Genomic DNA, 17937 nt, shown 5'->3' on the forward strand with positions numbered 1-17937 from the left:
TGCTGCGATTGGATCAATAGGTGTTGAAGGAAGCGATCGAACGGGTGATCAGCCGGTCGATGTCCTTCGGGTTGTCGTGCTCGACGACGAAATGCTTGACGCGCGTGGTCTTCAGCGCCGCGATCAGGCCCTTCCAGTCGACGGTGCCATGGCCGACATCGGCCCAGCCGTCTTCGTCCGTGTTCTCACCTGATGGTGCGATGTCCTTCACGTGCACGGCGCTGATGCGCTTGCCGTAGCTTTCGATCCAGGCGAAGGGATCGGCCTTGCCGCGGATGACCCAGGCGATATCGGCCTCCCAGTCGAGCTCGGGACCACCGGCGAAGATCTGTTCCTGCGGGGTCGAACCATCCGGCAATGCCGCGAATTCGAAGTCGTGATTGTGCCAGCCGAAGACGAGGCCCGCCTCGCGCAGCGGCTTGCCGGCGGCCTGCAGGCGCTGGCCGAAGGCAAACCAGCCGGAGGCATCCGTGGGCCGCTGGTCAGGCATAAGGTAGGGGCAGTAGACGGCCTCAATGCCGAGCGTCTTGGCGATCTTGATGACGCGGGCCGGATCGTTCTCGATCATGTCGAGACCGAAATGGGCGGTCGGCATGGTGAGTTGGTTCTGGTCGAGCTCCTTGCGGAAGGCGTCGAGCTCGCCATCGGCAAGCGACGCATAGAGGGCACCGTATCCCTCCACCTCGCCGTAGCCGGCGGCTTGGAGCTTCGGATAGATGCCGCTGAAGGGCTGGAAATTGCGGGCGCTGTAGAGCTGGAAGCCGAGCGTGGTCATGGGGGTAGTCTCCTCCTCGTTTTCCCTGGTTCGGGGGGCCCAGGGACATAATGTTGCGGTCCGTCAGTCCACCGACTGGCAGGTATAAAGATCGTAGATGCGGAACTCCGGCACGGTTCCGGCCGGAAGCCCGGTGTCCGGTGTAAAGTAGATCCGGCGGCTTTCACCGGCCGAAAGGTCGAAGGCGTTGTCCGAATAGCGGCCGGCGGTGCGGCTCTCAAGCATGACGAAGAGCGCGAGCCCCTTGGCAGTGACCGTGATTTCGAAGCCGCCGTCGACGGTCGGGGCGACCGTGGTCTCAAGCCGCGAGGGCTCGAGCTCGAGCGCCTTGTAGGTGCCGTTGAGGAAATGTCCCTCCCCGCTCATGCCGTTGGAGGCGATGAAGCTCCAGGCCAGCAGACCGTCGGCGGGGATTTCGCTGGCGTCGAGCGTCACCAGCACATCGGCGGCATCAGGACCGCAATCGCCCTGTACGCTCTTCAGCGGTATGCGGTCACCAGACAGCGTCAGCACGAAGAGATTGGCGTCGATCGTCACGGTATCGAGCGTATCGTTGACCATCGACAGTGCAATCGTCGTGCCGTCTTCTGACGGGATCGCGGCGACGGCGACCGGCTGGAAGAAGCGGCGTACCATGTAATGCATGGCCTTCCAGTCGCCGCCGTAGTCGAGGCTGGACCAGGAGGCGACCGGCCAGGTGTCGTTGAGCTGCCAGTAGATCGTGCCCATGCAATGGGGCTTGAGCGAGCGCCAGTATTCGACCGCGGTCTTGATGGCGAGACCCTGCTGGATCTGGCTCAGATAGACGAAATTGGCAAAATCCTTGGGGAAGCGGAAATAACGGAACATGGTGCCCGCGATCCGCTCATTGCCGCCGGCATTCTTCTGGTGAAGCTCGATCACCGGCGAGGCGATGTTCATGTCCGCCTTGTCGGCAAAGCTCTCGATGACCGGCAGCGAGGTATAGGACTGAAAGCCGAATTCCGAGCAGAAGCGCGGCCTGACAGTTCGGTAATTATCGAAACTCTTGTTTTCGTGCCAGACCGACCAGTAATGCATGTCGCCGGAACCATCGGCATGCCAGGCGTCACCATAGTCGAGATAGCCGGAGGCAGGGCTCGACGGCCACCAGATACCCTGCGGAAAGGTCTTCTTGACGCCCTGCTCGATGACGCGGTTGAGCCGGTCATAGGCGACGAGATAGCGGTCGCGGTTGTCGCGAGATTCCGGGAACCAGGTGAGCGCACCGACAAGCTCGTTGTCGCCGCACCAGATGACGATGGAGGCATGGCTGGAGAGCCGCTTGACCTGATATTCGACCTCGTGGGCGACATTGTCGAGGAAGTCGTCCGTACACGGATAGAGGTTGCAGGCGAACATGAAGTCCTGCCAGACCATCAGGCCGAGCCGGTCGCAGAGGTCGTAGAACCAGTCGGCCTCGTAGAAGCCACCGCCCCAGATGCGGATCATGTTCATATGGGCGGCGACGGCCGAATTCAGGAGATCGGTCGTCTTCTCCTCCGACGAGCGCGAAAACAGCGCATCGGCCGGGATCCAGTTGGCGCCGCGGCAGAAGATCTCGCGGCCGTTGACCTTGAGCGCGAAGCGGCTGCCGGCCTCGTCCGGATCGGTCAGCAGTTCGACGGTGCGCAAGCCGATCTGGCGCGTTACGGTTTCCGTGGGGAGATCGACGGTCAGCGTATAGAGCGCCTGCTCGCCGGAGCCCGCCGGCCACCAGAGACGCGGGTTTTCGATCTCAAACACATGCACGACCTTCGTCTCGCCGGCGGCAATGCCGACATCGAGACGCACACGCTCGCCATCCAGTTCGAAATGGACGGGCACGACGGCAGGCTCGGCGGCGTAAAGCGTGGCCGTCACCTTGAGGTCGACGCGGCCATCTGCGTGATGCACCTGCTCGGTCTCCACATGCTCTATGCGGGCGGGGTCGAGCTTTTTAAGCGACAGGATGCCGTAGACCCCGAGCGGCGCGATCGCAATATTCCAGTCCCAGCCGAAATGGCATTGCGGCTTGCGCAGCATGTTGCCGTTGGGGATCGGGCAGTTGCCGGTCGAATAGGGGATGTAGAAGGGTTGACGCGCCTGGCGTTCGGCGCCGGCGGTGATGTTGGAATGGAAGTGGATGCGAATGACATTTTCGCCGGGCTGCAGAGCTTGCGCGACATTGGGGCGATAGCGCCGGAAGCAGTTGTCGGCGGAGAGTACCGGAACGTCGTTGATGAAGACGACGGCGACGGTATCGAGGTAGTCGATGTCCAGATACCAGTCGCCCGAGATGTCAGAGAGCACGAAGCGCCGCTCCAGCGACCAGTCGCGCTCGGCAACCCACTGGACCACTTCCTCGTTGCGGCCGAAATAGGGATCGGGAATGACGCCAGCAGCATGGAGTGCGGAATGCACGTCGCCCGGCACGGCCATGGCGGCCTGATGATCCCCCTCGCCCGTGGAAATCTCCCACATCCCGTGAAGATCGATGACGCTGCCGCTTGCCGTCTCACTCATGCTAACAGTCCTTACTGAATAAAAAGACGCCCCGACCGAAGCCGGGACGAGAGGGGGAGCTTGTCAGATGCGCTCTTCGGTCTTGGCGTCGAACAGGGAGGCAACGCTCATGTCGAAACCGAGGCGGACTTTCGCGCCAGGTGCATAGCGGCGGGTACCGCTGATGCGAACCGAAAGGGTATGGCCCGCATGGTTCAGCCAGAGCAGATTGTCGGCGCCCATCGGCTCTTCAATGTCGACCGTCGCCTCGTGCAATTCACTGATGCCGTTTTCCTCATCGACCTTGATATGCTCGGGCCGGACGCCGAGGATGACCTTGCGACCGCCTGAGAGTGGCTCCTGAGCCTGATAGCCGTTCATCGAGAACAGGACGTCATGGGTGCGGAAATAGACCTGGCCGCCCTCGTTGATCAGTTCGCCATGCAGGAAGTTCATCGACGGCGAGCCGATAAAGCCCGCAACGAAGAGGTTCTTCGGCCGGTTGTAGATCGTGCCGGGATCGGCGAGCTGCTGGATGACGCCGCTCTTCATGATCGCGATGCGGTCGGCGAGCGTCAGCGCCTCGATCTGGTCGTGCGTGACATAGATCATCGTGTTCTTGAGATTGTGATGCAGGCGCTTGATTTCGACGCGCAGTTCCGAGCGCAGCTTGGCATCGAGGTTGGACAGCGGTTCGTCGAACAGGAAGACGTCGACGTCACGCACCAGCGCACGCCCGATGGCCACGCGCTGCCGCTGGCCACCGGAAAGTGCCGAGGGCTTGCGATCGAGCAGCGGACCGATCTGCAGGATATCGGCAGCCCGCTGGACGCGTTTTTCGATCTCCTCCTTCGGCATCTTGGCGACCTGCAGGCCGAAGGAAAGGTTCTTCTTCACCGTCATCTGCGGATAGAGCGCATAGGACTGGAACACCATGCCGATGCCGCGGTCCTTCGGCTCCTCCCAGGTGACGTTTTTGCCCTTGATGTAGATCTGCCCGTCGGTCGGCTCAAGCAGGCCGGCGATGCAGTTCAAGAGCGTGGACTTGCCGCAGCCGGACGAGCCGAGCAGGACGAGAAACTCGCCCTCCGCAATATCGAGGTTGAGATTTTGCAGGACCGTGACGGCGCCGAAGCTCAACGAAAGGTCCTTGATCGATACACTGTGCGACATGAGCTTAACCCTTGACTGCGCCGGCGGCGATGCCCCGGACGAACAGGCGTCCGGAAATGAAGTAGACGATGAGCGGAACGGCGCCGGTGAGCAGCGTGGCGGCCATGTTGACGTTGTATTCCTTCACGCCCTGCACCGAGTTGACGATGTTGTTGAGCTGGACCGTCATCGGATAGTATTCGGGCCGCGTGAACACGACGCCGAACAGGAAGTCGTTCCAGATGCCGGTGATCTGAAGGATCATGGCGACCACGAAGATCGGCAGCGACATCGGCAGCATGATCCTCAGATAGATCTGCCAGAACCCTGCCCCGTCGATGCGGGCGGCCTTGAACAGCTCTTCCGGCAGTGAAGTGAAGTAGTTGCGGAAGAGCAGCGTCAGGATCGGCATGCCGAAGATGGTGTGCACGATGATCAGGCCGCTGAGCGTACCGTAGATGCCGAGTTCGCGCAGCACGATGACGATCGGGTAGATCATCACCTGGTAAGGGATGAAGGCGCCGATGATCAGGATGGTGAAGAACAGGTCGGCACCCTTGAAGCGCCAGTTGGCGAGCGCATAACCATTGACCGAGGCTATCAGGATCGAGATCAGCGTCGAAGGGATCGTGATGCGCACCGAATTCCAGAAGCCGCGCGACAGACCATCGCAATTGAGGCCCGTGCAGGCGGTGGCCCAGGCCTTGACCCAGGGCTCGAAGGTAATCTCGACCGGCGGCGAGAAGATGTTGCCGAGCCGGATTTCCGGCATGCCCTTCAGCGACGTCACGATCATCACGTAGAGCGGCAGGAGATAATAGAGCGCAAAGAAGATCAGCGCGCCGTAGAGCATGATGTTGCGGCCGGAAAAGACGCGCTTGGGACGAGCCCCGCGCGGCCCGGAGGCGCCGCGATCGGAGGCCACCTTGTCAGAGACGGCGTCGAAGCCGGCGGCGGTGGTGTTGAGAGAACCGGGATTAGCCACGTTTCTTGCCTCCGAATTCCAGATAGGCCCAGGGGATGATGACGATGGCGACGGTGAGCAGCATCATGGTGGAGGCAGCGAAGCCCTGGCCGAGGTTCTGGGCCTGGAACATGTAGTCGTAGACATACTTTGCCGGCACTTCCGACGCGATGCCGGGGCCGCCGCTGGTCTGGGCAACGACGAGGTCGTAGAGACGAACGATGCCGGAGGTGATGATGACGAGCGTGGTGATGAAGACCGGCCGCATCATCGGAATGATGATGAAGAAATAAGTCTTCCACATCGGAATGCCATCGACGCGCGAGGCTTTCCAGATGTCTTCGTCGATGCCACGCAACCCGGCAAGCAGCAGGCACATGACGAGCCCCGTGCCCTGCCACAAACCCGCGATCAGAATGCCGTAGATGACAATGTCGGAATTGTAGAGCGGATTGAAGACGAAGCTTTCCCAGCCGAGGGACCGCACGATCGACTGCACCCCGAAATCCGGGTTGAGGATCCATTGCCAGACCAGGCCGGTGACGATGAACGAGAGCGCAAAGGGATAGAGGAAGATCGTCCGGAAGGCGTTTTCAAAGCGGATCTTCTGGTCCATCAGGGCGGCCAGCAGGAAGCCGATGACCAGGCTGAAGATCAGCGACAGGATGCCGTAAATCGCGAGGTTGGAGATGGACATGACCCAACGTGGTGAATCCCACAGTCGGTCATACTGGTCGAGCCCGACGAATTTCAGCCGCGGCAAAAGCTTGGAATTGGTGAAGGAATATATCACCGTCCAGATGGTCCCGCCGAGAAAGATGACGAGAGCCGTCAGGATCATCGGAATGGAAGCAATCTTGGCGTTCAGATTGCGAAACAGTTTGCTGGGTCGCCCGGCATGCACACGCGTCGCCATGGGTCAGTCCTCCTGGTCCTGGACACGGGGGGAAGAAGACGGCGGAACGGCACGGCGCGAAACGCCTGCGGCCACCATGACGATCGGCATCGTCCTCCCGGTCAAGTTGCTGGCAGCGACCGGTCGGAACCGCTAGGCTCCGGCCGGTCGTGTCACCATTCAGCTCAATCGGCAGACCCGATGATTTCGGCGAAGCGCTTCTGCGCGTCTTCCGGAGTCATGGATGCATTGGCGAAGAATTCGGAGAACAGATCTTCCTTCTGCTTCTGGCTGTCGGCCGAAAGCAGCTGGTCGGTTCCCTCGATCACGTTCCCCTTGGCGAGGATGTCGAGACCTTTCTTCATGCAGTCGTTGGCGGCAGCCAGATCGACGTCGCCGCGAACCGGCAGCGAGCCCTTCTTCAGGTTGAACGCAACCTGCGTTGCCGGCGCCAGAAGCGTGGCAGCAAGAACGTCCTGAGCCTTGGACTTTTCCTCGTCCTTCAGAACCGGGAAGTAGAAAGCGTCACCACCGGTCGAGATGATCTCGTTGACGCCGAGACCCGGAAGGCAGGTGTAATCCTTGCCGGCAGTCTGGCCGGCGAGCGCGAATTCACCCTGGGCCCAGTCGCCCATGATCTGACCGGCAGCCTTACCGGTGATCACGAGGTTCGTTGCCTGATTCCAGTCCTGAACGTTCGAGCCCTTGGACATCTTGCGGGCGTCGTCGGCAGCCTTGAACACCTTGGCGATCTCGGGGCCTGCAGCGACGTCGGCGTCCTTGTCCTTGAATACCTTGTAGAAGGTGTCCTTGCCGGCGATGGCAACCATCAGAACGTCGAAGGCGCCAGCCGACTGCCAAGGCTGACCACCCACGGCGAGCGGGATGATGCCGGCCTTTTCGAGTGCCGGAGCGGCTGCGACGAACTCGTCCCAATTCTTCGGCACGGGCACGCCGGCCTTTTCGAAGGCCGGGTTAGACAGCCACAACCACTGCCAGGAGTGGATGTTGACAGGCGCGCAATAGATCTTGCCGTCGATCGTGCAGCTGTCGAGCAGGCTTGCCGGCTTGACGATCTCTTTCCACTTTTCCTTTTCGGCGACAGCCGTCAGATCCTTCATCAGACCAGCTTCGACCAGTTCCTCGGCCTGACGGCCGTGGTTGAACTGGGTGGCGCCCATCGGATCGCCGCCGGTGATGCGGCTGATCATGATCGGACGTGCGGTGCCGCCCGAACCGGCGATGGCGCCGTCGACCCATTTGTTGCCGGTGGCATCGAAAGCCTTGGCCAGCTCGGCGACCGCTGCGGCTTCACCACCGGACGTCCACCAATGCGTGACTTCGAGATCAGTTGCCTGCGCTGCTGCGAATGGCATGACGACGGTTGCGGCCAAAGCTGCCGCGAAGCTACGGTAATTCATGAGTCTCCTCCCTCACTGAAACGTTGCCGGAAAAACTTATGTCAAAGATTTTTGAAGCGCAACCACGTGTTCAAGAAAAAATGTCGGCATGCAGTGATCCGGCCGGAAAAGCGCTTTCAGGCAACCAATTCAAAACGCTTTGGGAAGAATAAACATTGCGCTGCAGCAGAAAAATAGTGCTTGTTTGGGAGGATGTTAGGCGACTTTGCGCATGAATATGCTGCAAAACGGTAGAAACGTGTGGATCATCCCGTCGCTCGGCCCTCACCCGCAGATCACCCACCTTTGGTTGAACACCTTCGCAGCGCAGCATAAGAAAGGGCTCGACAAACGGACTGTATCGTTTCAGATTTTTCGCCTGCGTGATCGGGAGGAGCTCCGGGACCGTGGGTTTGCAGTCGGGGAAAAGCCAATTATAAGCGGGGCTTATGCTGATGGCGGGGACACGATGACAGAACAGCAGGCAAGCGGGGTCATGGACCGGTCGACGGCGCCGAAGGAACGACCGACGCTGAAAACGATCGCTTTCATGACGGGTCTCGGCATCACCACTGTGTCTCGGGCGCTGAAAGACGCGCCTGATATTGGCGCGGAGACGAAAGAGCGCGTGCGCATGGTGGCCCGGCAGCTGGGCTATCAGCCTAACCGTGCGGGTGTGCGCCTGCGCACCGGAAAGACCAATGTCATCGCGCTCGTTCTCGGCATTGACGAGGAAATCCTCGGCTTCTCCAACCAGATGGTCGTCGGGATTTCGGAGGTTCTGTCCGGCACGCCCTATCACATCGTGGTGACGCCGCATGCCCATACCAAGGATCCGATGCTGCCAGTCCGCTACATCCTGGAAACGGGGTCGGCGGATGGCGTGATCATCTCCCGCACCGAGCCGGACGACGCGCGGGTTCAGTTGTTGATGGAGCAGAACATGCCGTTCGCCACCCACGGGCGGACGAACATGCGCGATGCCCATCCCTATCACGACTTCGACAATGAGGCCTTCGCCTTCAGCGCCGTCGAACGGCTGGTGAAGAAGGGGCGCCGGCGGATTGCGCTTCTGCCGCCGCCGAGCAAGCTCACCTATTACGAGCACACCTTTTCCGGCTTCATGCGCGGACTGCGTGCTTTCGACGCCGACGAAGTTCCCCTTCATATCAACATCGACGCGCCGCTGGATCAGATCCGCGCCCGAGTGCAGGATCTGATGAGCGGACAGGATGCACCAGACGGCCTGATTTCGTCCTCCGGCAGTAGTGCGATTGCGGCCAATGCCGGGATCGAGGCGGCGGGCCTGCGGGTCGGCCGTGACCTCGACCTGGTTGCGAAGCAGGGCACACCGATCCTGAAATGGATCCGGCCAGAGATTATCGTTGCCCAGGAAGACGTGCGCCAGGCAGGCCGTGAACTCGCCAAGGCGGTAATCGCCCGGATCGACGGCGTCGAGCCGCAGCTTTTGCAGAGCATCAGCGAGCCTCGCTGGGACTGATCCCTTCAAAGGCTGCATGTCGCGAAGGGCGAGGAGGACCGGCCCCTGCCCTCGACCGGTCATGCATAAGACGGCCGTTCGCCCTCGTGCCAGACGACGACAGAATTGCGGCCATTGACCTTCGCCGAGTGGAGAGCGGCATCGGCGCGCTTCAGCAGCTCGTCAGGCGTCACCTGCACGGCGCCATGGGCGACGCCGACGCTGACGGTCACGCTGACCAGGGCATCCCCAAGCGCGAAGATCTGCTGGGCGACACTTTCGCAGATCACATGCCCGAGAGCTTCCGCCTTTTCCAGGTCGCAGAAGGGGATGTAGGCGGCGAATTCCGCGCCGGCGAGGCGGCCGAGAAGCGCATGGGGCGGCAGTTCGCGCGCGATGAGGTCGGCGCAGGTTTTGAGCACATGATCGCCACCGGAGTGACCGAAACGATCATTGATTCTTTTCACGTGGTCGACGTCAACATAGAGGAAGGCCCCCTCGCCACGGACCTTCATCGACAGGGTTTGCAGCATGTCGAGGAACGTGCCGCGATTGACGAGACCGGTCAGCGTATCGGTGGCAGCCGCCCACTGGTTTTCGAGCTGCAAGCGCTCCTTGAACAGGATGGGGAGAGACATTCCAGTCACGATGCCATGCAGGAGAAGTTCGAGCGCCAGAAAACCGAACCAGAGCGACTGCTCCGGCAAGGCGCCCCCCTCGCCCGTCAACGACCAGCCGAGCGCCGCGAGCGCACCAAGAAGGCTGATGCCTCCATGCGCACCGAACCAGGTCATCATCATCGGGCGGCTCGGCAAATGCTCCTCGCGCACGGAGACGCGCAGTTCATGCACGACGAGGCCGGCATAGATGGCGGTCAGGACGCCCCAGAGGACCAACGGCGCGAGGACACCGGCGTGGAAAACGGGAACGATCGTCGTCAGAGCCATCCACAGGAGCGGACCGGCGGACGCCAGATTGAGATCGACGTCGCGGTGATCGAAGCGCCTGAACCCCTGCCAGGCAAGCCCGAGGCTCATCAGCATGAGGCCGGGGCCGATGGTCACACTGCCGAGACCATAGGTGCCGGTATAGAAGGCCGACAGCAGAGAACCTACAGATGCAGTACCGGCGGAGGCGGACCAAATGAGAGATTCCTGCCGACCCGGCTCCGTGCGCCAATTGCGCCAGAACAGCAATGCGAACGTCGCCTGAACGACAAACCCGCAGAGCATGATGGTGGGAACGTTTACAAAGGACATAAAGAAAAGCCTCGATTGCGCACAACAAGATTAACCGTGCGACAACGCTAGGCCGCAGGCTTTAACCACTCCTCAAGGCAATCATTAGGATTTGAATGATCCCGGCTTCTGCACAGCCATCTCAGGCGCAATCAGGGCGTGTCGCGAGATCCTTTAGACCAGATGCCACCGGTTCCACACGCCCGGCACGAAAAAGCCCGCCCCCAGCTGGAGACGGGCTTGTAACGGACAAAAGAGTCCGGGCTGTCAGAATTGACCGGCCCAGGGGCCGTGATGGATATCCTTGCCGTCGAGGCGGTCGAAGCCATGGGCGCCGAAGAAATCGCGCTGGGCCTGAATCAGATTGGCCGTGCCGCGCCCACGACGATAGGTATCGAAATAGGAAAGCGCCGAAGAAAGCGCCGGGATCGGCAGCCCTGCCAAGGCGGCATGGGCCACGACGCGTCGGAGCGCCCCGTCGGTATCCTTGACGATTGACGCAAAGGCCGGCGTCACCACAAGGTTCGGCACGTTCGGGTCCTTGGTGAAGGCCGAGGTGATCTCGTCGAGGAACTGCGAGCGGATGATGCAGCCGGCGCGCCAGATGCGGGCAATCGTCGGCATGGGAAGGGACCAGCCGAACTCACCGGATGCGGCCGTCATGACGGCAAAGCCCTGGGCATAGGCGGCGACCTTGGCAGCCAGCAGCGCGTTTTCGAGATCGGCGATGAAGGCGGCGCGGTCTTTGGGTGCTTCAACGGCGGCAGGCAGACCGAACAGCTTTTCCGCCGCCAGACGTTCCTCACGCAGTGACGACAAGACGCGGCCGGCAACGGCGGCTTCGATGCCGGAGGCGGCGACGCCGAGGTTTTGCGCCTCGATCGCCGACCACTTGCCGGTGCCCTTCTGGCCGGCGGCATCGACGATCACGTCGACCATCGGCTTGCCGGTCTCCGGATCTGTCGCCTTCAGCACCTTCTCGGTGATTTCAATGAGGTAGGAGTTGAGGCGGCCCTTGTTCCACTGGCCGAAGATCTCGCCGATCTCCTGGGCCGAGAGCTTCAGACCATCGCGCAGGATGCCGTAGACTTCGGCGATCATCTGCATGTCGGCATATTCGATGCCGTTGTGGATCGTCTTGACGAAGTGCCCGGCGCCATCGGTGCCGAGCCAGGCGACGCAGGGGTCACCGTTGAACTTGGCGGCGATCGAGGTGAGCACAGGCTCGACGCGCTTCCAGCTTTCTTCGGTGCCGCCGACCATGATTGACGGGCCATGGCGGGCCCCTTCTTCACCGCCGGACACGCCCATGCCGATGAAGGTCAGGCCGGTGCCGGCGAGCTTTTCGAAGCGTGCGACCGTATCGTGGAAATTGGCATTGCCGGCATCGATCATGATGTCGTTCTGAGCCAGATGCGGCATCAGCGCCGCCATCTGCTGATCGACGGCATCGCCGGCCTTGATCATGATGATGATCGGACGCGGCGGCCGGATGGCAGCGACGAACTCTTCGATCGTGTGGCAGCCGATAATCTGTCCGGCCAGATCGCCGGCCTCGCCAAGGAATTCGTCGGTGCGCGCCGGCGTTCGGTTGAAGACCGCGATCCGATTGCCTTTCTCGGCAATGTTGAGCGCGAGATTGGAGCCCATGACTCCGAGACCGATCAGTCCGATTTCTGCCTGCTGCACGACGAGACCTCACTATGCAAATACAAGAACGCGGGCTTTCTCGCATTCATAGCGCTTTGCGGCAAGGCAGAAATTTGATCAGACGGTAAAGGACCTGTCACAAAGCCGGCTTGTCTTCGTCGTCGGTGATGACTCGCCAGGCGGCGCCGTCGAGGTCATCATACTGGCCGCTTTTCAGCGACCAGAGGAAGGCAAAGAGACCGAGACCGCCTAGGAAGAGTGCGATCGGAATGAGGAAGATCAGCATGTTCATGCGGCAAGCCTCGGCTGTGCGGCGGGGCCAGTTACGCGCGTCCCCGTTTCGGCTTCTCCGCTTGACGCCTCGTCGAGGGCCAGGCGATTGAGTCGGAGCGCATTGGCAACGACGATGATCGAAGAGGTCGACATCGCGACCGCCGCGATCAACGGAGTTGCGTAGCCGAGCAATGCGATCGGCACGGCAATGACGTTGTAGCCGATGGCGAGTGCAAAGTTCTCGCGGATCAGCCTCCCGGCGCGGCGTGACGCCTCGATGGCGAAGGGCACGGCCTCCAGCCCATCACGCATGAAGACGAAGTCCGCAGCCTGACGGCCGACATCGGCGGCCGTGGCCGGTGCCATGGAGACATGGGCGGCCGCAAGCGCCGGCGCATCATTGATGCCGTCCCCGACCATCAGCAGCTTGCTCCCTTCTGCGGCAGCCTCCGCACAGCCTTCCGCTTTCTGGCGCGGGCTCAGTCCCGAGCGCCAGCTGTCGATCCCGAGCTCACGCGCAATCTTGGCGACGACCACCGCCCGGTCGCCAGACAGGATGCCGAGCCGGAAGCCGGAGGCCTTTAGCTGCCGAACCGCAGTCTCGGCGCGCGGACGCAGAATGTCCTCGAAATGGAAGGTCGCGATCTCCGCGCCATCGCGCGACAGCACCACTTCCGAATACGGATTGGGGATAAGTTCGGCCTGCGCCTCGCCGCAGGCGAAGGCGCGATGTCCGAGCCGCCAAGTGCCTTCTGAGGTTGCGGCCTCGACGCCGGCGCCCGGAACCTCGCGCACACCGTCGAAGCTGCGTGGCTGAAGCGAATAGGCGCTCCACAAGGCACGCGACAGTGGATGGCGCGAGTGGGCGGCAAGACCTGCAGCGATCGCAAAGGCTTCGGCCGTGACAGCCGGTCCATCGACGAGGCGCGGACGGCCGAGGGTGAGCGTTCCGGTCTTGTCGAAGGCGATGGTGTCCACCTGCGCCAGCCTCTCCATGGCCGAGCCATCCTTGACCATGATGCCGGCCTTGAACAGCCGGCCAGCGGCCACGACCTGCACGACAGGCACGGCGAGACCGAGTGCGCAGGGGCAGGTGATGATCAGGACAGCGATCGCGACCATCATCGCATGCTTCCAGTCGCCGTCGTAGAGGCCCCAGGTAACGAAGGAGGTGATGGCGAGAAGGTGCACGGCGGGCGAATAGAACTGGGCAGCCCGGTCGGCAATCCGCCGGTAATGAGCTCTGCCCCCTTCGGCGGCTTCCATCAGGTGGATGATTTCCGCGAGGAAGGAATTGGTGACGGTGGCGGTCGCCGAGATGGTCAGCGAGCCAGTGAGGCTCAAGGTGCCCGCCTGAACGGCGCTGCCGGGCGCCACGGATTGCGGCGCGCTTTCACCGTTGACAATCGACACGTCGAGATCGCTTTCGCCCGCAATCACCACCCCGTCCACCGGAATGCGGTCGCCTGCGGCAATCGCGATGCGGTCACCGACCTTGATGTCTTCAACGGCGCGGTAGTCCTGGGTGCCGAATTCGCCGATCACCATCGCTCCGCGAGGGCTCAGACGCGCGAGGCCTGATATGGCCGAGCGAGCCCGGTCGCGCATGACGTGGTCGAGCGTGCGACCAATGAGAAGAAAGAAGAGAAGAGAGGCCGTCGCATCGAAATAGGCGTGTTCGCCGTGATGGATGGTTTCCCACAGCGAAGCGGCATAGGACAGCGTAATGCCAATGGCGATCGGCACATCCATGTTGGTACGGCCGTGTGTCAAGGCGCCCCAGGCGGATTGATAAAAGAAGCGGCCGGCATAGATCAGCGCGGGAGCCGCAATCATTGCCGAAATCCAGTGGAAAAGGTCGCGTGTCGCGGCATCCGCACCCGACCAGACGGAGACGGAGAGGAGCATGATGTTGGTCGCAGCGAAGCCGGACACGGCAACGGCACGGATCAACTGATTGCGCAGTGAATCGGAGGCCTCTTCGACCGCCGTGAACAGATGCGATTCATAGCCGGTCGCGGCGATGGCGCGGGGCAGTGCGACCGGATCGGTCTCCACCCCGTCGACACTCTCCTTCCAGACAACCGAGACGCGTTTGGTCGACAGGTTGACCCTGGCACGCTCGACCTGCGGCAGCGCTTTCAGCGCATGCTCTACCGTGGTGATGCAGGTCCCGCAGTGAACGGCCGGCACACTCAGATCCACTTGCCAGAGGCCCGGGCCGACGGCGCGGCTCGACAGTCTGAGTTCCTCGGCGGACGGCAGCGCATGCCCTGCCCGCTCAATATCGAGTGCCCCTTCCGATCCGGCTGCACAGCAACTCATCGTCATTCTCCCGAAACGGTGATCCGGTGGGCTTCGTGCATCACGAGCTTGCCGTCCTTCTCGGCCTTGATCTCGACGATCCAGCTCCCGGCGAGCACCTCACGCTCGGCCAGATAGACCCCGTCGCCCGCCGGCGTCAGCACCTGTTCGAAATCCTGATGTTCGCCGACCGGACGCTTGAAGTGGGCAATGACGCTGTCGGCGACGACGGGCACGTTGCCGGGTAAGGTCAAGTGATAGCGGATGCCGTCGCGCTTGACGGCGAGTTCGCCATTGATGCCTGTCGCCAGCATCTGGCGGATGGCCTCGGTCTTGCCATTGAACTGCTGGCTGGCGACATAGGTGTTGGCAACCACCAGACCGCTCCAGGTCGACGTCGCGAGATAGGCCATGGTGAAGTTCACCGCGATGATGATACCGAAGAAGGCGACCATGACGGCCAGCATGTGGCGGCCGGTGAAGGTGAAGGGCTTGGCGGCTCTGGCGGTCATTTCTTGGCTCCCGGGGCATTGAAGATGGCAGTGTAGCTGTCCTGCTCGGCGCTGTCCTTGTCCTTCGCGATGAAGGTGACCTCCTGGGTCTCGGACTGAGCGAATTCGGCAGGCAGCGTGACGAAGACTTTTAGCGTCGTCGCTTCATCCGGTTCGACGGAAACGGTGAAAGTGCGAGCCGGCGGCTCATTCACGCCATTGATCTTCATGACCGCCTCCGGAAGATTGTCGAGCGTGACCTCGATCTCGCGCGGTGTCGCGATCATGTTGAGCAGGCGAACCGTGTAGCCGTTGCGGATAGAACCGTCCGATTCGAGCACGTATTGCGGATTACGATCATGCAATACGTTCACCTCGAGCCGGTCGCGACCGACGAGAGAAATCAGAAGCCCGATCCCGACAGCGCTCCAGACACCCATATAGAGCAAGGTGCGTGGCCGAAGAATCACCCGCCAGTCGAAGTGGCGGATCTTGTCCGAGAAGGATCCGTCGGCATTGCGAACCTTGGACGGCTGGATGGGTGTGGTATTGCCGTTGGTGGCGAGCGCCATGTTCGACTGGTATTCCTCGAGCGTCGCATAGGCGATCAGACCGCGCGGCTTGCCGGTCTTGTCCATGACGCTGTCACAGGCATCGATACAGAGTGCGCAGGTAATGCATTCGAGCTGCTGGCCGTCCCTGATATCGATACCCATGGGACAGACGACGACGCAGGCATTGCAGTCGACGCAGTCGCCGACCGGCTCACCGGCCGCGATCGCCTTTTTGGCATGGCGCGTACGCGGTTCTCCACGCCAGTCGTTGTAGGTGACGACGAGCGACTTCTCGTCGAGCATCGCCGCCTGAATGCGGGGCCAGGGACACATGTAGATGCACACCTGCTCGCGCATCAGCCCACCGAAAACATAGGTCGTGGCCGTCAGGATGGCGACGGTGATATAGGCGACCGGATCGGCCTGACCGGTGAAAAAATCGACGGCAAGTGACGGCGCATCGGCAAAATAGAAGATCCAGGCACCACCGGTCGCGACCCCGATGGCAATCCAGGCGATATGTTTGCTCAAGCGCTTCCAGATCTTGTCAAAGGTCCACGGAGCGCCTTCCAGCTTGATGCGGGCGTTGCGGTCGCCCTCGATGAAACGTTCGACGACGAGGAAGAGATCGACCCAAACGGTCTGCGGACAGGTATAGCCGCACCAGGCGCGCCCGACCGCCGACGTGATCAGGAACAACCCGAACCCCGCCATGACCAGCAGACCGGCGACATAGATGAACTCCTGCGGCCAAATCTCGATGAAGAAGAAATAGAAGCGGCGATGAGCGATGTCGATCAGCACGGCCTGGTCGGGCGCATAGGGGCCGCGGTCCCACCGCAGCCAAGGCGTCAGATAGTAGATGCCAAGCGTGATCGCCATGACGATCCACTTGAATTGCCGGAACTGGCCACTGGCCCGCTTGGGGAAGATCTTCTTGCGCGCTTCGTAGAGCGGCTTGCGATTCTTCGCCGACATGACCGCCTCGGCGTCATGTCTTTCGATCTCGACCGGATCAACGGCACTGTTCTGATCGGCATGCATGTTCATGAGAGGAGAACCCTTTTCTGATGTTCGCCTTTTCCCACCTCCCCCGCCACCCCGCCTTGACTTAAGTCAAGCAGCGGCGAAGCGCCGCAATCCAAGCCACGGAACCGACGCAAGCAGAAACGACAAAGGCCGCATCGGGGATGCGGCCTTCGACTTGGTCTGATCAATGGAGCGAGACCTACTCGCCGCCACCCAGCGAATGGACGAAGACGGTGAGCTGCTTCACCGTGCTGTCGCCGAGACGTGCAGTCCAGGCCGGCATTACGCCATGGCGCGGCTGGCGCACCTGGGCGGCAATTCCCGCTTCGCCGTCGACCTTGAGCCAGATGGCGTCGGCGAGGTTCGGCGCACCGAAGTCGCGTCCACCCTTGGCATCTTCGCCGTGGCAGGATGCGCAGTTATCCGCGAAGACCTGCTTGCCCGGTTCCACCAGAGCGGCATCGCTCGGCGTGCCCGTCAGGCTGATGACATAGGCTGCCACCTGCTTGATCTGATCGGCGTCGAGGATTTCGCCGAAGGCCGGCATTTCCGACACGCGGGTGTCCGCATCGCCGTCATAGCGGATGCCGTGGGCAATCGTGGTGTGGATCGATTCGAGGTCACCACCCCAGAGCCAATCGTCATCGTTGAGGTTCGGATAACCGGGGCCACCGGCGGCACCAGAACCATGGCAAGGCGCGCAGTTGACCTTGAAGGCGGCAGCCCCGCCGGCGATGGCAAACTGGTTGAGCTCCTTGTCAGCGACGATCTGGTCGAGCGGAAGTGCTGCGATCTTGTCCAGATAGACCATCTGCGAGGTCTTGGCGGCCGCCAATTCCTGCGCCACCTCGGCGCGGCTGGAATAGCCCAGCAGGCCCTTGGTGTTGGTGGTCAGCATGGGCCAGGCGGGATAGAACACCGTATAGGCGATCGCCCAGAGAATGGTCACGTAGAAGGTATAGACCCACCAGCGCGGCATCGGATTGTTCAGTTCGCGAATGCCATCCCATTCGTGACCGGTGGTTTCGACGCCACTGATCTCGTCGATGTGTTTCTTGTCTGCCATTTTTCAATCCTCCTTGAGAGGGATGCTGGCTGCATCATCGGCGGACTTCTTGCCGCCCGGGCGGAGTGTGAAGACGACGACGCCGGCGAAGAACAGGGCCATGGCGAGCAGGCCCCAGCTGTCGGCGAAGTGACGCATGGCGGTATAGGTTTCCATGGGCCTCT

Annotated in this window: 15 protein-coding genes; 1 reads left to right on the top strand and 14 read right to left on the bottom strand. The window is 61.7% G+C overall.

Annotated elements, in window-relative coordinates; genetic code table 11:
- Positions 1-13: 13 nt before the first annotated feature.
- The 6 genes from FJQ55_RS10520 to FJQ55_RS10545 all read right to left on the bottom strand — a co-directional run bounded on the left by FJQ55_RS10520 (position 14) and on the right by FJQ55_RS10545 (position 7709).
- Positions 14-775: a sugar phosphate isomerase/epimerase family protein gene (locus FJQ55_RS10520; RefSeq protein ID WP_140827753.1), complete on the bottom strand. Its 762-nt coding sequence runs from the start codon at positions 773-775 to the stop codon at positions 14-16.
- Positions 776-838: 63 nt separating this feature from the next.
- Positions 839-3298 (bottom strand): beta-mannosidase, encoded by a 2460-nt coding sequence (locus tag FJQ55_RS10525; protein ID WP_140827754.1) that lies wholly within the window; start codon positions 3296-3298, stop codon positions 839-841.
- A 63-nt stretch (positions 3299-3361) separates the two neighbouring features.
- On the bottom strand, positions 3362-4450 hold the full coding sequence (locus FJQ55_RS10530; RefSeq protein WP_140827755.1) for an ABC transporter ATP-binding protein: 1089 nt from the start codon (positions 4448-4450) through the stop codon (positions 3362-3364).
- Positions 4451-4454: 4 nt separating this feature from the next.
- On the bottom strand, positions 4455-5414 hold the full coding sequence (locus tag FJQ55_RS10535) for a carbohydrate ABC transporter permease (protein ID WP_140827756.1): 960 nt from the start codon (positions 5412-5414) through the stop codon (positions 4455-4457).
- Positions 5407-6309 (bottom strand): carbohydrate ABC transporter permease, encoded by a 903-nt coding sequence (locus FJQ55_RS10540; protein WP_140827758.1) that lies wholly within the window; start codon positions 6307-6309, stop codon positions 5407-5409. The genes FJQ55_RS10535 and FJQ55_RS10540 overlap by 8 nt, the downstream gene beginning before the upstream one ends.
- A 164-nt stretch (positions 6310-6473) precedes the next feature.
- The gene (locus FJQ55_RS10545) at positions 6474-7709 is read right to left on the bottom strand and encodes an ABC transporter substrate-binding protein (protein WP_140827759.1); all 1236 of its coding nucleotides are present in this window, start codon (positions 7707-7709) and stop codon (positions 6474-6476) included.
- Positions 7710-8157: 448 nt separating this feature from the next.
- On the opposite strand from FJQ55_RS10545, the gene FJQ55_RS10550 reads away from it, so the two are divergent.
- A complete protein-coding gene (locus tag FJQ55_RS10550; protein WP_246085070.1) occupies positions 8158-9189 on the top strand; it encodes a LacI family transcriptional regulator in 1032 nt (343 codons plus the stop codon).
- 59 nt (positions 9190-9248) lie between these two features.
- On the opposite strand, the gene FJQ55_RS10555 is transcribed toward FJQ55_RS10550, so the two are convergent.
- The 8 genes from FJQ55_RS10555 to FJQ55_RS10590 all read right to left on the bottom strand — a co-directional run bounded on the left by FJQ55_RS10555 (position 9249) and on the right by FJQ55_RS10590 (position 17929).
- Positions 9249-10427, bottom strand: coding sequence for a GGDEF domain-containing protein (locus tag FJQ55_RS10555; RefSeq protein ID WP_140827760.1), 1179 nt, complete (start codon positions 10425-10427; stop codon positions 9249-9251).
- Positions 10428-10673: 246 nt separating this feature from the next.
- Positions 10674-12095 carry an NADP-dependent phosphogluconate dehydrogenase gene (gene gndA, locus FJQ55_RS10560; RefSeq protein ID WP_140827761.1) on the bottom strand — a complete coding sequence of 474 codons (1422 nt, stop codon included), beginning with the start codon at positions 12093-12095 and terminating at the stop codon, positions 10674-10676.
- Positions 12096-12192: 97 nt separating this feature from the next.
- On the bottom strand, positions 12193-12348 hold the full coding sequence (ccoS, locus tag FJQ55_RS10565; protein WP_140827762.1) for a cbb3-type cytochrome oxidase assembly protein CcoS: 156 nt from the start codon (positions 12346-12348) through the stop codon (positions 12193-12195).
- Positions 12345-14654, bottom strand: coding sequence for a cation-translocating P-type ATPase (locus FJQ55_RS10570; RefSeq protein WP_140827764.1), 2310 nt, complete (start codon positions 14652-14654; stop codon positions 12345-12347). The genes ccoS and FJQ55_RS10570 overlap by 4 nt, the downstream gene beginning before the upstream one ends.
- A 2-nt stretch (positions 14655-14656) precedes the next feature.
- Positions 14657-15145, bottom strand: coding sequence for a FixH family protein (locus FJQ55_RS10575; RefSeq protein WP_140827765.1), 489 nt, complete (start codon positions 15143-15145; stop codon positions 14657-14659).
- Positions 15142-16728, bottom strand: coding sequence for a cytochrome c oxidase accessory protein CcoG (gene ccoG / locus FJQ55_RS10580; protein ID WP_140827767.1), 1587 nt, complete (start codon positions 16726-16728; stop codon positions 15142-15144). Before ccoG ends, FJQ55_RS10575 begins: the two co-directional genes overlap by 4 nt.
- 178 nt (positions 16729-16906) lie before the next feature.
- Positions 16907-17773: a cytochrome-c oxidase, cbb3-type subunit III gene (ccoP, locus tag FJQ55_RS10585; protein WP_140827769.1), complete on the bottom strand. Its 867-nt coding sequence runs from the start codon at positions 17771-17773 to the stop codon at positions 16907-16909.
- A gap of 3 nt (positions 17774-17776) precedes the next feature.
- Positions 17777-17929, bottom strand: a complete 153-nt coding sequence (locus FJQ55_RS10590; RefSeq protein WP_062278494.1) for a CcoQ/FixQ family Cbb3-type cytochrome c oxidase assembly chaperone — start codon at positions 17927-17929, stop codon at positions 17777-17779.
- Between the last annotated feature and the right edge of the window lie 8 nt (positions 17930-17937).

The sequence above is a fragment of the Rhizobium glycinendophyticum genome (assembly GCF_006443685.1).
GTDB classification, from domain to species: Bacteria; Pseudomonadota; Alphaproteobacteria; order Rhizobiales; family Rhizobiaceae; genus Allorhizobium; species Allorhizobium glycinendophyticum.

Excerpts from the sequence above, each read along its gene's own strand:
- FJQ55_RS10520 (WP_140827753.1), bottom strand. The coding sequence starts at position 775 with ATGACCACGCTCGGCTTCCAGCTCTACAGCGCCCGCAATTTCCAGCCC.
- FJQ55_RS10525 (WP_140827754.1), bottom strand. The coding sequence starts at position 3,298 with ATGAGTGAGACGGCAAGCGGCAGCGTCATCGATCTTCACGGGATGTGG.
- FJQ55_RS10530 (WP_140827755.1), bottom strand. The coding sequence starts at position 4,450 with ATGTCGCACAGTGTATCGATCAAGGACCTTTCGTTGAGCTTCGGCGCC.
- FJQ55_RS10540 (WP_140827758.1), bottom strand. The coding sequence starts at position 6,309 with ATGGCGACGCGTGTGCATGCCGGGCGACCCAGCAAACTGTTTCGCAAT.
- FJQ55_RS10545 (WP_140827759.1), bottom strand. The coding sequence starts at position 7,709 with ATGAATTACCGTAGCTTCGCGGCAGCTTTGGCCGCAACCGTCGTCATG.
- FJQ55_RS10550 (WP_246085070.1), top strand. The coding sequence starts at position 8,158 with ATGACAGAACAGCAGGCAAGCGGGGTCATGGACCGGTCGACGGCGCCG.
- FJQ55_RS10555 (WP_140827760.1), bottom strand. The coding sequence starts at position 10,427 with ATGTCCTTTGTAAACGTTCCCACCATCATGCTCTGCGGGTTTGTCGTT.
- ccoS (WP_140827762.1), bottom strand. The coding sequence starts at position 12,348 with ATGAACATGCTGATCTTCCTCATTCCGATCGCACTCTTCCTAGGCGGT.
- FJQ55_RS10570 (WP_140827764.1), bottom strand. The coding sequence starts at position 14,654 with ATGAGTTGCTGTGCAGCCGGATCGGAAGGGGCACTCGATATTGAGCGG.
- FJQ55_RS10575 (WP_140827765.1), bottom strand. The coding sequence starts at position 15,145 with ATGACCGCCAGAGCCGCCAAGCCCTTCACCTTCACCGGCCGCCACATG.
- ccoG (WP_140827767.1), bottom strand. The coding sequence starts at position 16,728 with ATGAACATGCATGCCGATCAGAACAGTGCCGTTGATCCGGTCGAGATC.
- ccoP (WP_140827769.1), bottom strand. The coding sequence starts at position 17,773 with ATGGCAGACAAGAAACACATCGACGAGATCAGTGGCGTCGAAACCACC.
- FJQ55_RS10590 (WP_062278494.1), bottom strand. The coding sequence starts at position 17,929 with ATGGAAACCTATACCGCCATGCGTCACTTCGCCGACAGCTGGGGCCTG.